The organism is Streptomyces sp. 796.1 (assembly GCF_047525675.1).
GTDB lineage: Bacteria > Actinomycetota > Actinomycetes > Streptomycetales > Streptomycetaceae > Streptomyces.
The window spans coordinates 50,321-65,055 of sequence record NZ_JBLIWA010000010.1; the positions used below are offsets into that span (position 1 = coordinate 50,321).

The 14,735-nt window shown below is 72.9% G+C and carries 14 protein-coding genes and 1 riboswitch; of the genes, 4 read left to right on the plus strand and 10 right to left on the minus strand.

Annotation, left to right across the window (positions count from 1 at the left end; genetic code table 11):
* Positions 1-48: 48 nt before the first annotated feature.
* The 8 genes from ACMA1D_RS09135 to ribD all read right to left on the minus strand — a co-directional run bounded on the left by ACMA1D_RS09135 (position 49) and on the right by ribD (position 6,688).
* A complete protein-coding gene (locus ACMA1D_RS09135; protein WP_414723363.1) occupies positions 49-504 on the minus strand; it encodes a PH domain-containing protein in 456 nt (151 codons plus the stop codon).
* A 128-nt stretch (positions 505-632) separates the two neighbouring features.
* Positions 633-1,481, minus strand: a complete 849-nt coding sequence (hisG, locus tag ACMA1D_RS09140; protein WP_414723364.1) for an ATP phosphoribosyltransferase — start codon at positions 1,479-1,481, stop codon at positions 633-635.
* A 284-nt stretch (positions 1,482-1,765) separates the two neighbouring features.
* On the minus strand, positions 1,766-2,038 hold the full coding sequence (locus tag ACMA1D_RS09145; protein WP_349991867.1) for a phosphoribosyl-ATP diphosphatase: 273 nt from the start codon (positions 2,036-2,038) through the stop codon (positions 1,766-1,768).
* 34 nt (positions 2,039-2,072) lie between these two features.
* Positions 2,073-2,558, minus strand: coding sequence for a 6,7-dimethyl-8-ribityllumazine synthase (ribH, locus tag ACMA1D_RS09150; protein WP_414723365.1), 486 nt, complete (start codon positions 2,556-2,558; stop codon positions 2,073-2,075).
* Between the two features lie 350 nt (positions 2,559-2,908).
* The gene (locus ACMA1D_RS09155; RefSeq protein ID WP_414723366.1) at positions 2,909-4,231 is read right to left on the minus strand and encodes a bifunctional 3,4-dihydroxy-2-butanone-4-phosphate synthase/GTP cyclohydrolase II; all 1,323 of its coding nucleotides are present in this window, start codon (positions 4,229-4,231) and stop codon (positions 2,909-2,911) included.
* On the minus strand, positions 4,228-4,887 hold the full coding sequence (locus ACMA1D_RS09160; protein ID WP_414723367.1) for a nicotinamide mononucleotide transporter family protein: 660 nt from the start codon (positions 4,885-4,887) through the stop codon (positions 4,228-4,230). Before ACMA1D_RS09160 ends, ACMA1D_RS09155 begins: the two co-directional genes overlap by 4 nt.
* Positions 4,884-5,585 carry a riboflavin synthase gene (locus ACMA1D_RS09165; RefSeq protein WP_414723368.1) on the minus strand — a complete coding sequence of 234 codons (702 nt, stop codon included), beginning with the start codon at positions 5,583-5,585 and terminating at the stop codon, positions 4,884-4,886. Before ACMA1D_RS09165 ends, ACMA1D_RS09160 begins: the two co-directional genes overlap by 4 nt.
* A 2-nt stretch (positions 5,586-5,587) precedes the next feature.
* Positions 5,588-6,688 (minus strand): bifunctional diaminohydroxyphosphoribosylaminopyrimidine deaminase/5-amino-6-(5-phosphoribosylamino)uracil reductase RibD, encoded by a 1,101-nt coding sequence (gene ribD / locus ACMA1D_RS09170; protein WP_414723449.1) that lies wholly within the window; start codon positions 6,686-6,688, stop codon positions 5,588-5,590.
* Between the two features lie 184 nt (positions 6,689-6,872).
* A riboswitch (FMN riboswitch) is annotated at positions 6,873-7,003 on the minus strand.
* A 487-nt stretch (positions 7,004-7,490) separates the two neighbouring features.
* Here ribD and ACMA1D_RS09175 point away from each other — a divergent pair.
* On the plus strand, positions 7,491-9,824 hold the full coding sequence (locus ACMA1D_RS09175; RefSeq protein ID WP_414723369.1) for a chitinase C-terminal domain-containing protein: 2,334 nt from the start codon (positions 7,491-7,493) through the stop codon (positions 9,822-9,824).
* 292 nt (positions 9,825-10,116) lie between these two features.
* Here ACMA1D_RS09175 and ACMA1D_RS09180 read toward each other — a convergent pair whose 3' ends face one another.
* A complete protein-coding gene (locus tag ACMA1D_RS09180) occupies positions 10,117-10,704 on the minus strand; it encodes an isochorismatase family protein (protein WP_414723370.1) in 588 nt (195 codons plus the stop codon).
* Positions 10,705-10,859: 155 nt separating this feature from the next.
* Between ACMA1D_RS09180 and ACMA1D_RS09185 the strand changes: the two genes are divergently transcribed.
* Together ACMA1D_RS09185 and ACMA1D_RS09190 are read left to right on the plus strand one after the other, a co-directional pair.
* Positions 10,860-11,858, plus strand: coding sequence for a GlxA family transcriptional regulator (locus ACMA1D_RS09185; RefSeq protein WP_414723371.1), 999 nt, complete (start codon positions 10,860-10,862; stop codon positions 11,856-11,858).
* A 124-nt stretch (positions 11,859-11,982) separates the two neighbouring features.
* The gene (locus tag ACMA1D_RS09190; RefSeq protein WP_414723372.1) at positions 11,983-12,339 is read left to right on the plus strand and encodes a hypothetical protein; all 357 of its coding nucleotides are present in this window, start codon (positions 11,983-11,985) and stop codon (positions 12,337-12,339) included.
* Between the two features lie 30 nt (positions 12,340-12,369).
* Here the strand turns inward: ACMA1D_RS09190 and ACMA1D_RS09195 are convergent, their stop codons facing one another.
* Positions 12,370-13,614 carry an ROK family transcriptional regulator gene (locus ACMA1D_RS09195; RefSeq protein WP_414723373.1) on the minus strand — a complete coding sequence of 415 codons (1,245 nt, stop codon included), beginning with the start codon at positions 13,612-13,614 and terminating at the stop codon, positions 12,370-12,372.
* A 135-nt stretch (positions 13,615-13,749) separates the two neighbouring features.
* On the opposite strand from ACMA1D_RS09195, the gene ACMA1D_RS09200 reads away from it, so the two are divergent.
* Positions 13,750-14,735: MFS transporter (locus ACMA1D_RS09200; protein WP_414723374.1), on the plus strand; the 986-nt coding region annotated here is incomplete at its 3' end.

A 14,735-nucleotide genomic window follows, 5' to 3' on the forward strand; every position in this document is an offset into this window, starting at 1 on the left:
CGCCCCGGCACCAGAGTAATCAAGGAGGAGTCGCCTGGGGCAGGGCCGTCAGCGGGTGTGGTCGCCGGTGCCGTAGGTCTCGGCGAGCGCCCGCAGCGCCCGCGCGTCGTCGATCGCCTGCGCCTTCGCGATGCCGGGCTGGATGCCGAGGACGGGCAGACTGGTGCCGTCGGCGAGGTCGAGGAAGACCCAGGGGTCACCCGGCCGGAGGTTGACCTTGAGGATTTCGGGCCACTCAAGGCGCCGTACGGTGGTCAGGTTGGTGACGGTCACCCCGTCCCGCTCGGCGACCACCTTGGGCCTGGCGAGCAGCGCGAGCACGCCGCAGAAGAGCACGCCGGTGAAGATGAAGCTGATCCGCTCGCCGGGGCTCAGGCTCGGCAGGGCCAGCGCGATGGCCAGCAGGGTGACGAACAGCAGGATGCCGACGGCCAGCAGGACGACCCGGGTGCGGGTCGGACGGAAGGTGATCGGCAGCTCGGGCTGGGGCGCGGGGGCGGACACGGGGCTGGCCTCTCAGGTGTGCTGGGTGGGGCGCCGCGGGGCCGGCTGGTGGCCGGCGCCCCCGGCGGGCCCGCGGGTGGCCGAAGGTGCGGGCCACGCGCGGGTGCATCGGTGGGATGCGGAGACGGTCACAGGCGGCAGGCGTGGATGCCGGTGGTCAAGATGGCGCGGGCGCCCAGGTCGTACAGCTCGTCCATGATCTTCTGCGCCTCGTTCGAGGGGACCATCGAGCGGACGGCGACCCAGCCTTCGTGGTGCAGCGGGGAGACGGTGGGCGACTGGAGCCCCGGGGTGAGGGCCACGGCCCGCTCCACGTGCTCCACCCGGATGTCGTAGTCCATCATCACGTACCTGCGGGCGACCAGCACGCCCTGCATGCGGCGCAGGAACTGTTGCACCTTCGGGTCGTCCACGGACTCGCCGGCGCGGCGGATGACGACCGCCTCGGACTCCAGGATCGGCTCGCCGATGATTTCGAGGCCGGCGTTGCGCAGCGTGGTGCCGGTCTCCACGACGTCGGCGATGATCTCCGCGACGCCGAGCTGGATGGCCGTCTCGACGGCCCCGTCCAGGTGCACCACGGCGGCGTCCACGCCGTGGTCGGCGAGGTGCTTGGTGACCAGCCCGGAGAAGGAGGTGGCGACGGTCATGCCGTCGAACTCGCGCACGTCGGTGGCGGTGCCGGGGCGCGTCGCGTAGCGGAAGGTGGAGCCGGCGAAGCCGAGCTGCATGATCTCCTCGGCCTGGGAGCCGGAGTCGAGCAGCAGGTCACGGCCGGTGATGCCGATGTCGAGACGGCCCGAGCCGACGTAGACGGCGATGTCGCGGGGGCGCAGGAAGAAGAACTCGACCTCGTTGGCGCTGTCCACCAGGACCAGCTCGCGTCGGTCCTTGCGCTGTCGGTAGCCGGCCTCATGGAGCATCGCCGACGCAGGCTCGGACAGTGAACCCTTGTTGGGGACGGCAATGCGCAGCATGGGATGGGCTTCCTTTTCGCGAGACGGCGCGGGAGACGCAGGGACTCTACGTGCGGTGCGGTGCTTGTACTGGGCTGTGCGACAAGTTGCGGTGCGGTGCGTGCAGTGCGACGGCGGTGCGTGCGCCGCTGGTACGCGCGGTGCGGGGCCGGCCCGGCGCGCTGGTCGAGCGCTGCGGAGGGCGTGGCGGGCGTGAGGGGGACGGTGCGGCAGGGCCCGCCCGGGGATGACCGGGACGAGTCGCCGGCGGGCGCCGCCGTGGGGTCCGCCACGGCGGCGCTCCGTCACAGATGAGCGTATACGTCGTCCAGGGAGATGCCGCGGGCGACCATCATCACCTGAACGTGGTACAGGAGCTGCGAGATCTCCTCGGCGGTGGCGTCGGCGCCCTCGTACTCGGCGGCCATCCACACCTCGGCGGCCTCTTCGACGACCTTCTTGCCGATGGCATGCACGCCCTTGCCCACGAGCTCGGCGGTGCGCGAGGTGCTGGGGTCGCCGGTGGCGGCCTTGTCCTTGAGCTCGGTGAAGAGCTCCTCGAATGTCTTGTTGGCCATGGTGTGCCTAGCCTACGGGGTGCCCGGGGCGGGTTCAGCGCCAGGGTTCGGAGATCGTCCGCAGCGTGGTGGCGGTGGCCACGGCGGCGGTGACGGCCTCGTGCCCCTTGTCCTCGCGGGAGCCGTCCAGCCCGGACCGATCGAGCGCCTGCTGCTCGTCGTCGCAGGTCAGCACGCCGAAGCCGATGGGCACGCCGGTGTCGACGCTGACCTGGGTGAGCCCCTGGGTGACGCCCTGGCACACGTAGTCGAAGTGCGGGGTGCCGCCGCGGATGACCACGCCGAGCGCGACGATCGCGTCGTAGCCGCGGCCGGCGAGCACCTTGGCCACCACCGGGAGCTCGAAGCTGCCGGGCACCCGGACCAGGGTGGGTTCGTCGATGCCGAGCTCGGCCAGCGCGCGCAGCGCGCCGTCCACCAGGCCGTCCATCACCTTCTCGTGCCACTGTGCGGCGACGATGGCGACCCGCAGGTCACCGCAGTTCTTCACGGACAGTACGGGGGCGCCTTGGCCGCTCATGTCTCTCCTCGGTGCGCTGTGCTGCTGTGCTGTTCTCTTGCTGCTGGGGTTGTGCTGCTCTGAACCTTTGGTGCGGTGCTGCGGTTGCTGCGGTGCTCTTGCCGTGCGGTACGGCCGCTGCTGCTGTTCCTTCGGGGGCCGCGGGCCCGGGCGTTGGCTGGCTTTCGGGCCGTCCCGCGTCCTGCTCGCTCACATGCTGTGCTGCTGAAGGCCCTGGTGAGAAGGGGTGTGCACGGGGTGTTCCGGATTTCGGACGGGTTCGTACGGGGCGGTGGCGGGGCGGTGCCCGGTGGGTGTGGGTGTGCCGGGGTGGGCCCGGGAGGTGTGGGGCCCGGTGGCTGTCGCTGGGGTCACTGGTCGCAGGTGGTGGTCTGGTCCGTGTCGAGCCAGGGCAGTTCGTGGCCCATCCGGTCGCGCTTGGTGCGCAGGTAGCGCAGGTTGTGCTCACCGGCCTTGACCGGCATCGGTTCCCGGCCGGTGATGCGCAGGCCGTGTTCGACGAGGGCGGCGGCCTTGTCCGGGTTGTTGGTCATCAACCGCATCGAGCGGACCCCGAGGTCGGTGAGGATCTGGGCGCCCGCCGCGTAGTCCCGGGCGTCGGCGGGCAGCCCGAGTTCCAGGTTGGCGTCCAGGGTGTCCCGGCCGCGCTCTTGCAGCTCGTACGCGCGCAGCTTGGACAGCAGCCCGATGCCGCGGCCCTCGTGGCCGCGCAGGTAGAGCACGACGCCGCGGCCCTCGGCGGTGACCCGTGCCAGGGACGCCTGGAGCTGGGGGCCGCAGTCGCACCGCTGAGAGCCGAAGATGTCGCCGGTCAGGCACTCGGAGTGGACCCGCACCAGGACGTCCTCGCCGTCGCCCAGCTCGCCCTGGACCAGCGCGATGTGCTCGATGCCGTCCACCGCGGAGCGGTACCCGTACGCCTGGAAGTCGCCGAAGGCGGTGGGCAGCCGGGTCTGGGCCTCGCGGCGGACGGTGGGCTCGGCCGACGCCCGGTAGGCGATCAGGTCCTCGATGGAGATGATCGCCAGACCGTGCTTGCGGGCGAAGGGCACCAGCTCGGGCAGGCGCAGCATGACCCCGTCCTCGCCGGCGATCTCCACGATGGCGGCGGCGGGGCGCAGCCCGGCGAGCCTGGCGAGGTCCACGCCGGCCTCGGTGTGTCCGTTACGGGCCAGGACGCCGCCGGCGCGGGCGCGGAGCGGGAAGACGTGGCCGGGGCGGACGAAGTCGGTGGCGGTGCTGTGCGGGTTGGCCAGCAGCCGGATGGTGGCGGCGCGGTCGGCCGCGGAGATGCCGGTGGTGACGCCGTGCTCGGGGCCCGCGTCGACGGAGACGGTGAAGGCGGTACGCATCGCCTCGCTGTTCTGCTCCACCATCTGCGGCAGGTCGAGCCGGTCGATGGTGGTGGCCTCAAGGGGCACGCAGATCAGGCCGCGGCACTCGCTCATCATGAAGGCGACGACCTCGGGGGTGGCCTTTTCGGCCGCGATGATCAGGTCGCCCTCGTTCTCCCGGTTCTCGTCGTCGACCACCACCACGGGCCGGCCGGCGGCGATCTCGCTGATCGCCCGCTCCACCGGGTCCAGGGCGAGGTCCCGGGGGGCGAGGCGGGTGGGTCCGGCGGTGCCGCCGCGCTCGGCGGCGGGGTGGTGCCAGTTGACGGACGCGGTCATGCGGGCGCTCCTTCCAGAGCGGGCGCGCCCGTGCGCGAGCGCAGCCACCAGTCGCGGGCGCCCCACAGGACGAGCGCGAGGTAGACGACGTAGACCAGGCCGGAGAAGGCCAGGCCACTGCTGAAGGCGAGCGGGACGCCGACCAGGTCCACCAGCAGCCAGGCGAACCAGAACTCGACCAGGCCGCGGGCCTGGGCGACCATCGCGGTGAGCGTGCCGACGAAGATGTAGGCGTCGGGCCAGGGGTTCCAGGACAGCTCGGGCACGGCGGTGAACAGGCCGCCGACGGCGAGCGTGCCCGCGGCGGTGCCGCCGACGAGCACGGCGCGCTCGCGCCAGCTCGCGAACCGCACCGCTATCTGGCCGCCCTGGTCCTGGCGTCCGGTGTGCCACTTCCGCCAGCCCCAGGCGGCCACGGCCATGACCAGGAGCTGCTTGCCGAGGCCGCCGCTGAGGTGGGCGGCGGCGTACGCGGTGACCAGCACCGCGCCGGCGACGAACTGCACCGGCCAGGTCCACATGGAACGCCGCCAGCCGAGGGCGAGCGCGCCGAGGCCGAAGAGGTTGCCGATCATGTCGGACCAGATGACGTGCTGGCCGAAGAGGGTGAACGCCTCGTCGCTGAGCCCGTCCGCGAGCTCCTGCCACCAGCTCACCGGGCCACCTCCGCCCGGATGTCGGCCGCGCCCTGGGCGGGGCTGGTCGGCGCGCCGGGCACGGTGCCGTGTGCCAGGAGCCGTTCCACGTACTTGGCGAGCACGTCGACCTCCAGGTTGACCGGGTCGCCGACCTGCTTGTGGCCCAGCGTGGTGAGCGCCAGGGTGGTGGGGATGAGGCTGACGGTGAAGTGGTCGGTGGCGGCGTCGACGACGGTGAGGCTGATGCCGTCGACGGTGATGGAGCCCTTCTCGACCACGTAGCGGGTGAGCTCGGGCGGCAGCGAGACGGTGACGACCTCCCAGTGCTCGGCCGGCTCCCGGTGGGTGATCACGCCGGTGCCGTCCACGTGGCCCTGGACGAGGTGGCCGCCGAGCCGGCCGCCGAGCGCCATCGGGCGCTCCAGGTTGACCCGCGAGCCGGCGCGGAGCGCGCCGAGGCTGGAGCGGTGCAGCGTCTCGGCCATCACGTCGGCGGTGAAGGTGCCGTCCTGGACGGCGACCACGGTCAGGCACACGCCGTTGACGGCGATCGAGTCGCCGTGCTGGGCGTCCGCGGTGACCTTGGGGCCGTGGATGCTGAGCCGGGCGGCGCGCGCCGGGGCCGCTTCGAGAGCTTCGGGAGTTTCGGCGGGTGCATCGCCCAGCTCTTCGATGGCGGCGATCTCACCCAGTTCTTCGACGATTCCGGTGAACACAGTCAGCTCTCCTGAGAGGTGGCGGGATGGTTCGGCCGCTGCGGCAGGGCCGTCATCCGCAGGTCGGGGCCGATGCGGGCGACGTCGGTCACGCCTAGCCGCAACGCCTGTCCGATGGTGGTGATTCCGGCGTCGGCGAGCGCGGCGGGGCCGGCGCCCAGCAGGGCCGGCGCGAGGTAGCCGACGACCTTGTCGACCGCGCCGGCTGCGATGAAGGCGCCGGCCAGTCGCGGGCCGCCTTCGAGTAGTACGGATCGCACGTCGCGGGCGTACAGCGCCGCCAGCAGTGCGGTGACGTCGAGGCCGGGGCCGTGCGGCGCGGCCGGCAGCCGGACCACTTCGGCCAGCCCGTCCAGGTGACGGGCGTCGGCCTGGTGGGAGACGGCGACGAGGGTGGGCGCGGCGTCGTCCAGGACGCGGGCGCCGGGGCGTACGGCGGTGGCGTGGGTGTCGACGACCACCCGCAGTGGCTGGGCGGGCTCGCCCTCGTGGGTGGGGTGCCGGACGGCCAGGTGGGGGTCGTCCTGGCGGGCGGTGCCGGAGCCGACGACGACGGCGTCGGCCCGGGCGCGCAGCCGGTGCACGTCGGCGCGCGCCTCGGGCGAGGTGATCCAGCGGCTGGTGCCGTCGGCCGCCGCGCTGCGCCCGTCGAGCGTGGCGGCGTACTTCCACAGCACGAACGGGCGGCCGGTGCGCACGGAGGTCAGCCAGGCTTCGTTGACCTCGGCGGCCTCGGCGGCGAGCAGGCCGCCGGTGACGGCGACGCCGGCCCCGGACAGGGTCGCGGCACCGCCGGTGGCCTGCGGGTTCGGGTCGGGCACGGCGTAGACGACGCGGGCCACGCCGGCCTCGATGAGGGCCTGGGCGCAGGGGCCGGTGCGGCCGGTGTGGTTACAGGGTTCCAGGGTGACCAGGGCGGTGCCGCCGCGGGCCCGGTCGCCGGCCGCGCGCAGGGCGTGCACCTCGGCGTGCGGGCCGCCGGCCCGCTGGTGCCAGCCTTCGCCGACGACCTGGCCTGCGGCGTCGAGGACGACGCAGCCGACGACGGGGTTGGGGCGGGTGTGGCCGAGGCCGCGGGCTGCCAGCGCGATGGCACGGCGCATCGCGGCGATCTCGCTCGGGGGTGCCTCTTCGGCGGCCACCGGGTCCTCCTGCCTCTTCGGGCACGGACTCCGGGGCTGTCAGGAAATGACAGGACAACGGACTGAGCACGGCGGGGACGCCGAGGCCGGGATGCAGCTCACCCCAAGGGGAGCCGCCGGGCGACGGCGCACCGGTGCTCGCCCGTCGCGCACTGCCTCCCATCCGGACTTTAACCGTCGGTCCAGGAGTTTCACCTGGTCAACCGGCCGCTGGCAGCGGACGGGTCGCGGACTGTAACCGCCGGTTCGGACTTTCACCGACCCCGGAGTGCGCTGACGTCACTGGTACGCCTTCCAGTCTGCCATGGGCCGGGTGGGGTACGCGGGCCGGCCGCTGTGGGCTGGCTCACAAGATCTTTCGCCGTCGAATGTCTAAAATCCGCCCCCTCGGCAGACCGGGATGCCGGAACTCCGCCGACCCACCCGGACGTTGATGTTGGTCCATACCTATTGACGCTTTGGTCTAGTCCTTTTAGCCTCTGGCTCACCTTCGAGGAATCGGACCGCGGCGTGCGCACGCCGTCGGCCCGTGCCCCCGCCTCGTCGTCGATGTACTCGATGCATTCGGCGCGTTCGGTGTCTTCGGTACCGCACCGTCGCACTACGGCACCGTCGCACCACGGCACTTGACGCACCGCATGCAGCACACACGGCACACGCAACACCCCACACTCCGCGCGCACCATCCGTACGTACGGCACCCCCCACAGCACGACTCTCACCCCCGCGAGCTCCACCGAGCCCCTTCCAGGAGGAACCGATCGTGTTGTCCCGTAACCGGGCGAGAGCCACGCTCGCGGCCACGGCCGCAGCGCTCGCCGGGCTCCTCGTCACCACCCTCTCGGCGACCGAGTCGCACGCCGAGGACCAGTCCGCCTGTCGCCCCGACGGCCTCTACCAGACCCCGGGCGTGGACGTCCCCTACTGTTCGGTCTACGACTCCGCCGGCCGCGAGAAGATGGGCCCCGACCACCAGCGCCGCGTCATCGGCTACTTCACGAGCTGGCGCACCGGCAAGGACGGCACCCCGGCCTACCTGGCCAACAACATCCCGTGGGACAAGGTCACCCACCTCAACTACGCCTTCGCGCACATCGACAAGGCCAACAAGATCTCCGTGGGGGCGGACGGCGCCAACAACGCCTCCACCGGGATGACCTGGCCCGGCGTCGCCGGCGCGGAGATGGACCCGGAGTACGCGTACAAGGGTCACTTCAACCTGCTGAACAAGTTCAAGAAGCAGCACCCGAACGTCAAGACGCTCATCTCGGTGGGCGGTTGGGCCGAGACCGGCGGCTACCTCGACGAGAACGGCAACCGGGTCAAGTCCGGCGGCTTCTACTCGATGGCCACCAACGCCGACGGCTCGGTCAACCAGGCGGGCATCAACACCTTCGCGGACTCCGCGGTCGACTTCATCCGCGCCTACGGCTTCAACGGCGTGGACATCGACTACGAGTACCCGACCTCGATGAAGGACGCCGGCCACCCGCAGGACTGGCCGCTGGCCAACGCCCGCCGCGGTGGGCTCAACAAGGGCTACGCGGCGCTGATGAAGACGCTGCGCGAGAAGCTGGACAGGGCCGGCGCCGCGGACGGCAAGCACTACCTGCTGTCGGTCGCCGCCCCCTCCTCGGGCTACCTGCTGCGCGGCATGGAGACGTACCAGACGACCAAGTACCTGGACTACGTCAACATCATGTCCTACGACCTGCACGGCGCCTGGAACGAGTTCGTCGGCCCGAACGCGGCGCTGTACGACGACGGCAAGGACGCCGAACTGATCAAGTGGGGCGTCTACAACGCGGCCCAGTACGGCGGGATCGGCTACCTCAACGGCGACTGGTCCTACCACTACTTCCGCGGCTCGATGCCGGCCGGCCGGATCAACCTGGGCCTGCCGTACTACACCCGCGGCTGGAAGAACGTGAACGGCGGCAAGAACGGCCTGTGGGGAACCTCCAAGGCCAGCTCCTGCCCGGCCGGCTCGGGGCTGACCGAGTGCGGTGACGGCGCCGTCGGCATCGACAACCTGTGGCACGACAAGGACGACAACGGCAAGGAGTCGCCGGCCGGCTCCAACCCGATGTGGCACGCCAAGAACCTGGAGAAGGGCGTGGTCGGCGACTACGTCACCCGCTACGGCTTCCCCGCCGACACCAAGCTCACCGGCAGCTACACCCGCAACTACGACTCGACGCTGACCGCCCCGTGGCTGTGGAACGCCGACAAGAAGGTGTTCCTGTCCACTGAGGACGAGCAGTCCGTCAAGGCCAAGGCGCAGTATGTGGTCGACAAGGGCCTGGGCGGCACCATGATCTGGGAGCTGGCCGGCGACTACGCGTACGACGCGGCCAAGGGCCAGTACGGTCCCGGCAACACGCTCACCACCACGCTCTACGACGCTTTCAAGGCGGCGCCCGGCTACGGTGCCACGCGGGCCACGACCCAGCTGCCGACCGACGCGGTCGACCTCGACGTGACCTACCGGGACTTCCCGCTGGGTGACTCGAACTACCCGATCAGCCCGAAGGTGCAGATCACCAACAACACCAAGTCGACCATCCCGGGCGGCGCCGAGTTCCAGTTCGACTACGCCACCTCCGCGCCCAACAACGCGAAGGACCAGAGCGGTTGGGGCCTGCGGGTGATCCGCAGCGACCACACGGGCAACAACGTGGGCGGCCTCAAGGGCGACTACCACCGCGCCTCGATCAAGCTGCCGAGCTGGCAGTCGCTGGCCCCCGGCGCGTCGCTGACCTTCGACCTCGTCTACTACCTGCCGACCTCCACGCCGTCCAACTGGACGGTCTCCTTCGGCGGCAAGTCGTACGCGCTCGCCGGTGACCTGGCGCGCGGCACGAAGATCGTCGAGCCGGGCGACGGCAGCAGCGGCGGCACGGGCGGCAACGGCGGAAACAACGGCGGAAACGGTGGCAACGGCGGCCAGTGCACCGCCCCCGCCTGGGACAAGGCCGCGGTCTACAACGGCGGCGCCACCGTCTCCTGGAAGGGCCACACCTGGAAGGCCAAGTGGTGGACGCAGGGCCAGGAGCCCGGTGTCGACGGCGTCTGGCAGGACGCAGGAGCCTGCTGACCCACTAAGGACCACCCGGCGGCGGTGAGTGTGGCGTCACCCGCCGCCGGGTGCGCCACCGGGCCGGGCCCCCACCCAGCGGCGGGGCCCGGCTCGGTGGGCCACACGTGACGAGCGCGCCGGGTCCCGGTTTCGGGGCCCGGCGCGCGGGCGTTCCCCCAGGTCACCGGCGGTACGCGGCAGCCAGGTACGGGGCTGCCCTAAGCGGCGGCGGCCAGCCGCGACGGCCCGGCAGGCCCTGCGGCTCCCGCAGGCCGCGCCGATCCCGCAGGCCGCACCGCTCCGGCCGACCTCACCGGCCGAGCTCCCGCTCGGTGGCGACGACCACCCCGTACAGATCGGCGACGGTGGCCAGGGCGGCCCGGTGCACCTGGTCGGCGGGGACCTCGGCGCCCGCAAGCGGCAGCGCGCGGGTCGCGCAGGCGTCGGCGACGACGGTCGGGCGGTGCCCGGCGAGGAAGGCGCCCTGCGCCGTGGACGCCACGCACATGTGGGTCATCCACCCCGCGAGCACCACGTCCTGGCCCGGGCGCAGATGGGTGGCCAGGTCCGTGTCCACGAACGCGTTCGGGACCTGCTTGACCACCACCGGCTCCCCCTCGCGCGGGGCGACGTCCGGGTGGATCTGCCCGATGTCGGCGCCGATGTCGTACGGGGTGCCCGGGCCGCCGTCGTTGATCACGTGCACGACCGTTGCACCGGCCCGGCGGGCCCGGGCCAGGAGCTGCGCGGCGGCGGCGAGCGAGGGCCGCCAGCCGTCGAGCTCCATGACGCCGGTGGTGTAGGTGTTTTGGAGGTCGATGAGGACCAGCGCGGCGTCGGCCAGGTCCGCGGGCGTCTGGTCGAAGCCGTTGAGCTCGCGCAGGGTGGTTCTGGGCATGGGAGTACCGCCTTCGGTATGCGGGTGGAGGGGCGGCCCGAACGGTCCGTGGGCCATGCAGGTAAAACTAGGAGCCGGCTCGGATGTCGGCAATGACGTCTGACCTGCATATACCGACATGCCACCGCGCCCAGCCCACACCCCTTGGGGGACCCGTGCCCGACGCCGTCCGTCGCCTCGTCGTCATCGTGCTCTTCGACGGCGTCGACCTGCTCGACGTCACCGGGCCGCCGGAGGTGTTCGCGCTGGCCCTGCGCGAGACCGAGGAGGCCGCGGGCTACCGGGTGCTGCTCGCCGCGGCGGGCACCGACCCGGTCACCACCGGCGCCGGGGTGCGCGTACTGCCCGACGTCACCTTCGCCGAGGTCGCCGCCGGCGCCATCGACACGCTCATCGTGCCCGGCGCGGTGGAGGTCGACGCCGAGCGCCGCGTCCATCCGGTCGTCGACCCGCGCCTGGTGGAGTGGGTCCGGGTGCTGGCCGCCCGCGCGCACCGGGTCACCTCCGTGTGCGTGGGTGCGCACCTGCTGGCCGCGGCCGGCCTGTTGGACGGCAAGCGCGCCACCACCCACTGGTCGACGGCCCAGCGGCTGGCCGCCGACCACCCGGCCGTCACGGTGGACGCCGACCCGATCTTCATCCGGGAGGGCGACGTGTGGACCGGGGCCGGGATCAGCGCCTGCCTCGACCTGTCCCTGGCACTGATCGCCGAGGACCTCGGCGAGGCCGTCGCCCTGCGGGTGGCCAGGCAACTGGTCATGTACCTCAAACGCCCCAGCGGCCAGAGCCAGTTCAGCGCGCCGCTGGAGCAGGTCGCCACCACGCGCCGCATCGAGGACCTGCGCCACCACGTGCTGCGCCACCTCGACACGCCGCTGACCGTCGCCGACCTCGCCGCGTACGCGCACGTCAGCGACCGGCACCTGACCCGGCTCTTCAAGACCGAACTCGGCATGACACCGCACGCCTACGTCGAGTCGGTCCGGGTGGAGAAGGCCCGTCAGGAACTGGAGTCCTCGGACGCGACGTTGGAGCGCATCGCCGCACGCTGCGGTTTCGGCACGACCGACACCCTGGTCCGCGCGTTCCGCCGGCGCCTGAACACGACGCCGACGGAGTACCGGCGGCGGTTCCGGGTGCCGGTGCGGCCCTGAGCGGGGCCGGGCGGGGCCGGGTTCCGGTGGGGTGGCGCTGGGGGGCGGGGCGGGGGCGGCCGTGCGCTGCTGGCCGTCGACGATTCGCGGCCGGTGGGGGCCGGCGGCCCGTAAGGTCATGCGCATGAGGACACGCTTGCTGCGGCTTGGCCTGTACGCGGACGGGCCGGGGCTGGACTGGGTGCGGGAGGTCGTCGAGCGGGTGGTGGCGGCGCACAGCGCCCGGATCGTCGCGGTGGACGTCCACCGCACCCACCCCGACCCCGAGTCGGCGCCCGCCGAACTGTACGACCACCTGGCGGACCAGTGGGCCATCGAGCACCCCGGACAGCACGCCGGGGCGCGGGAACTGGTCGAATTGCAGGTCAGGCTCCGATGTTCGCTACGGACCTGGCGCAGGCTCCGCACGGCGGTACTGCTGGGCCTGTGCCCACCGGACCCGGAACCGCACGTGTGCCGGGTGCCCTGGTCGGCCTGCTGAGGGGGCGGGCTGGTTGGTTGGCAGGGCGGTTCACCCCTCCGGTGCGAACAACTCCTCCTGCGCCGCGTCCCGCGCCATCAGCACCGCGCCGCGCAACACCGCGGCGCCGCCCACCGTGCCGGCCCGTACCTCGGTACGGACCGGGGACATCCGCGCCACCCGCTCCCCCACCCGCCGGGCCAACTCGTCGCCGCCCGCGTGGCCGATCTCGCCGCCGATGACCACGCAGCCCGGGTCGAGCACCGCGCTGACCGCGGCCACGCCGATGGCCACGCCGTCGGCGTACGCGTCCAGGAAGCGGGCCGCCGGGCCGCCGGCGTCCTCGGCCACCGCGGTGACCGCCGCGCGCAACACCCGTTCCGCGCTCTGGACGTCGTCGGTCTCGGCGGCGAGCCCGTGCCGGCGGGCGAGCGCGCCCAGCGCGGCGGCGCCCACCAGGGAGTGCAGACCGCCGTCGCAGGCGGCAGCGGTCGGCAAGGCGCCGGTGCCGGGCACCGGCAGGAACCCGATCTCCCCCGCGCCGCCCGAAGTACCGCGCCGTAGCGCCCCGTCGAGCACCACGGCGGCGCCCGTCCCCCCGCCGAGCCACAGCAGGACGAAGGTGTCCCGGTCGCGGGCCGTGCCGAGGCGCTGTTCGGCGACCGCGGCGAGGTTGGCCTCGTTCTCCAGCAGCAGCCTGGCCCCGAAGCGCTCGCGTACCGCCGCGACCAGCGCCGTGTGCCAGCGCGACAGCCAGCCCACCCCGTCCAGCGCGCCGGTGACCGGGTCGAGCAGGCCGGGCGCGCCGAGGCCGATGGTGTGCAGCGGGGTGGTGCCCGCCAGGGCGGCGGTGCGCTCCACCAGCTCAACGGCCGCCGCGACGGCGGGCCGCTCGCCGCGCCGCCCGTCCGGCGCCGTGGCCGATTCGGCGTCGATGGGCAACGACGCCTCGGCCAGGGTGTGGCCGAGCAGGTCGGCCACGCAGACCGTGATGCTGTCGGGGCGTACGTCGATGCCGGCCAGATGGGCGCGGTCCGCGACGATGCCGTACAGCTTGGCGTTGGGCCCGCGCCGCTCGGCGCCGGTCTCGCCGACGACGGTGATCAGGCGGGCGCCCTGGAGCCGTTCGACGAGGTCGGCGACGGTGGGCCTGGACAGCCCGGTGAGCTGCTTGAGCTGACCTGCCGTCAGGGGCCCTTCGCGCTGCAAGAGGCCGAGCGCCAAACGGTCGTTGATGGCGCGGGCGGTGCTCGGGGAGGCGGTCCGCACTCCCTGGTGCAGGCGCGTCGGGGTCATGCCGGAATCCTTGCACGGCGCTCAGGAATTCCCTATTTATTAGGCAGGCTTCCTGATAGTTTCACCGCGCTCCGGGGAACGCTCCCCGGGAACCTCGTAGACGGGCCCGCCACCGGGCCGGGAGGGCTGGGGACGATGCGGCAGGTCGGCACGGAAGCGGACGGGCGGCGGACGGCGGACCGCGCGCTGCGGCGGGCGCGCGTCGCGGTGGCCCTGGTCTTCGCGGTGCACGGCTCGGTCACCGGCAGCTTCGCCACCCGCGTGCCCTGGATTCAGGACCATGCGGGGCTCAGCGCGGGCCAACTCGGCCTGGCGCTCGCCTTTCCGGCCCTGGGCGCATCGGTCGCGATGCCGCTGGCGGGTTGGGTCAGTCACCGGTTCGGCGCCCGGCCGGCGCTGCGCGGGCTGCTCGCGCTGTGGACCCTGTCGCTGGCGCTGCCGGCGCTCGCCCCGGGGTTGGCCACGCTGTGCGCGGTGCTCTTCGTGTACGGCGCGACCTCGGGCACGGCCGACGTGGCGATGAACGCGCTGGGCGTGGAGACCGAGGCCCGGCTCGGCCGGTCGATCATGTCCGGGCTGCACGGCATGTGGAGCGTGGGGGCGCTGCTCGGCTCGGCGGTCGGCACGGTCGCGGCACACGCCGGGCTGGACGCCCGCGGGCACCTGGCGCTGACCGCCGGGGTGCTCACCGCGCTCGGCGCAGTGGCCTGTCAGGGCGTGCTCGACCTGCGCAGCGCCCCGGACGAGCACCCGCCGCCGCACTTCGCGCTGCCGCCGAAGTCGGCCCTGGTCATCGGGGCCGTCGGGTTCTGCGCGGTGTTCGCCGAGGGCGCCAGCCTGGACTGGTCAGCGGTCTACCTGCGGGACGAGCTGAGCACCTCGCCCGGCCTCGCCGCCGCCTCCACCACGGCCTTCGCCTGCACGATGGCGATCGCGCGGCTCTCCGGGGACGCGGCGGTGACCCGCTTCGGGGCGGTGCGCACGGTGCGGGCCAGCGGGGCGTGCGCCACGCTCGGCGGCGTACTGGTGGTCACGGCCGGCCACCCGGCCGCGGCGCTCGCCGGGTTCGCGCTGCTGGGGCTCGGCGTCGCGGTGGTGGTGCCGCTGGCGTTCGCTGCGGC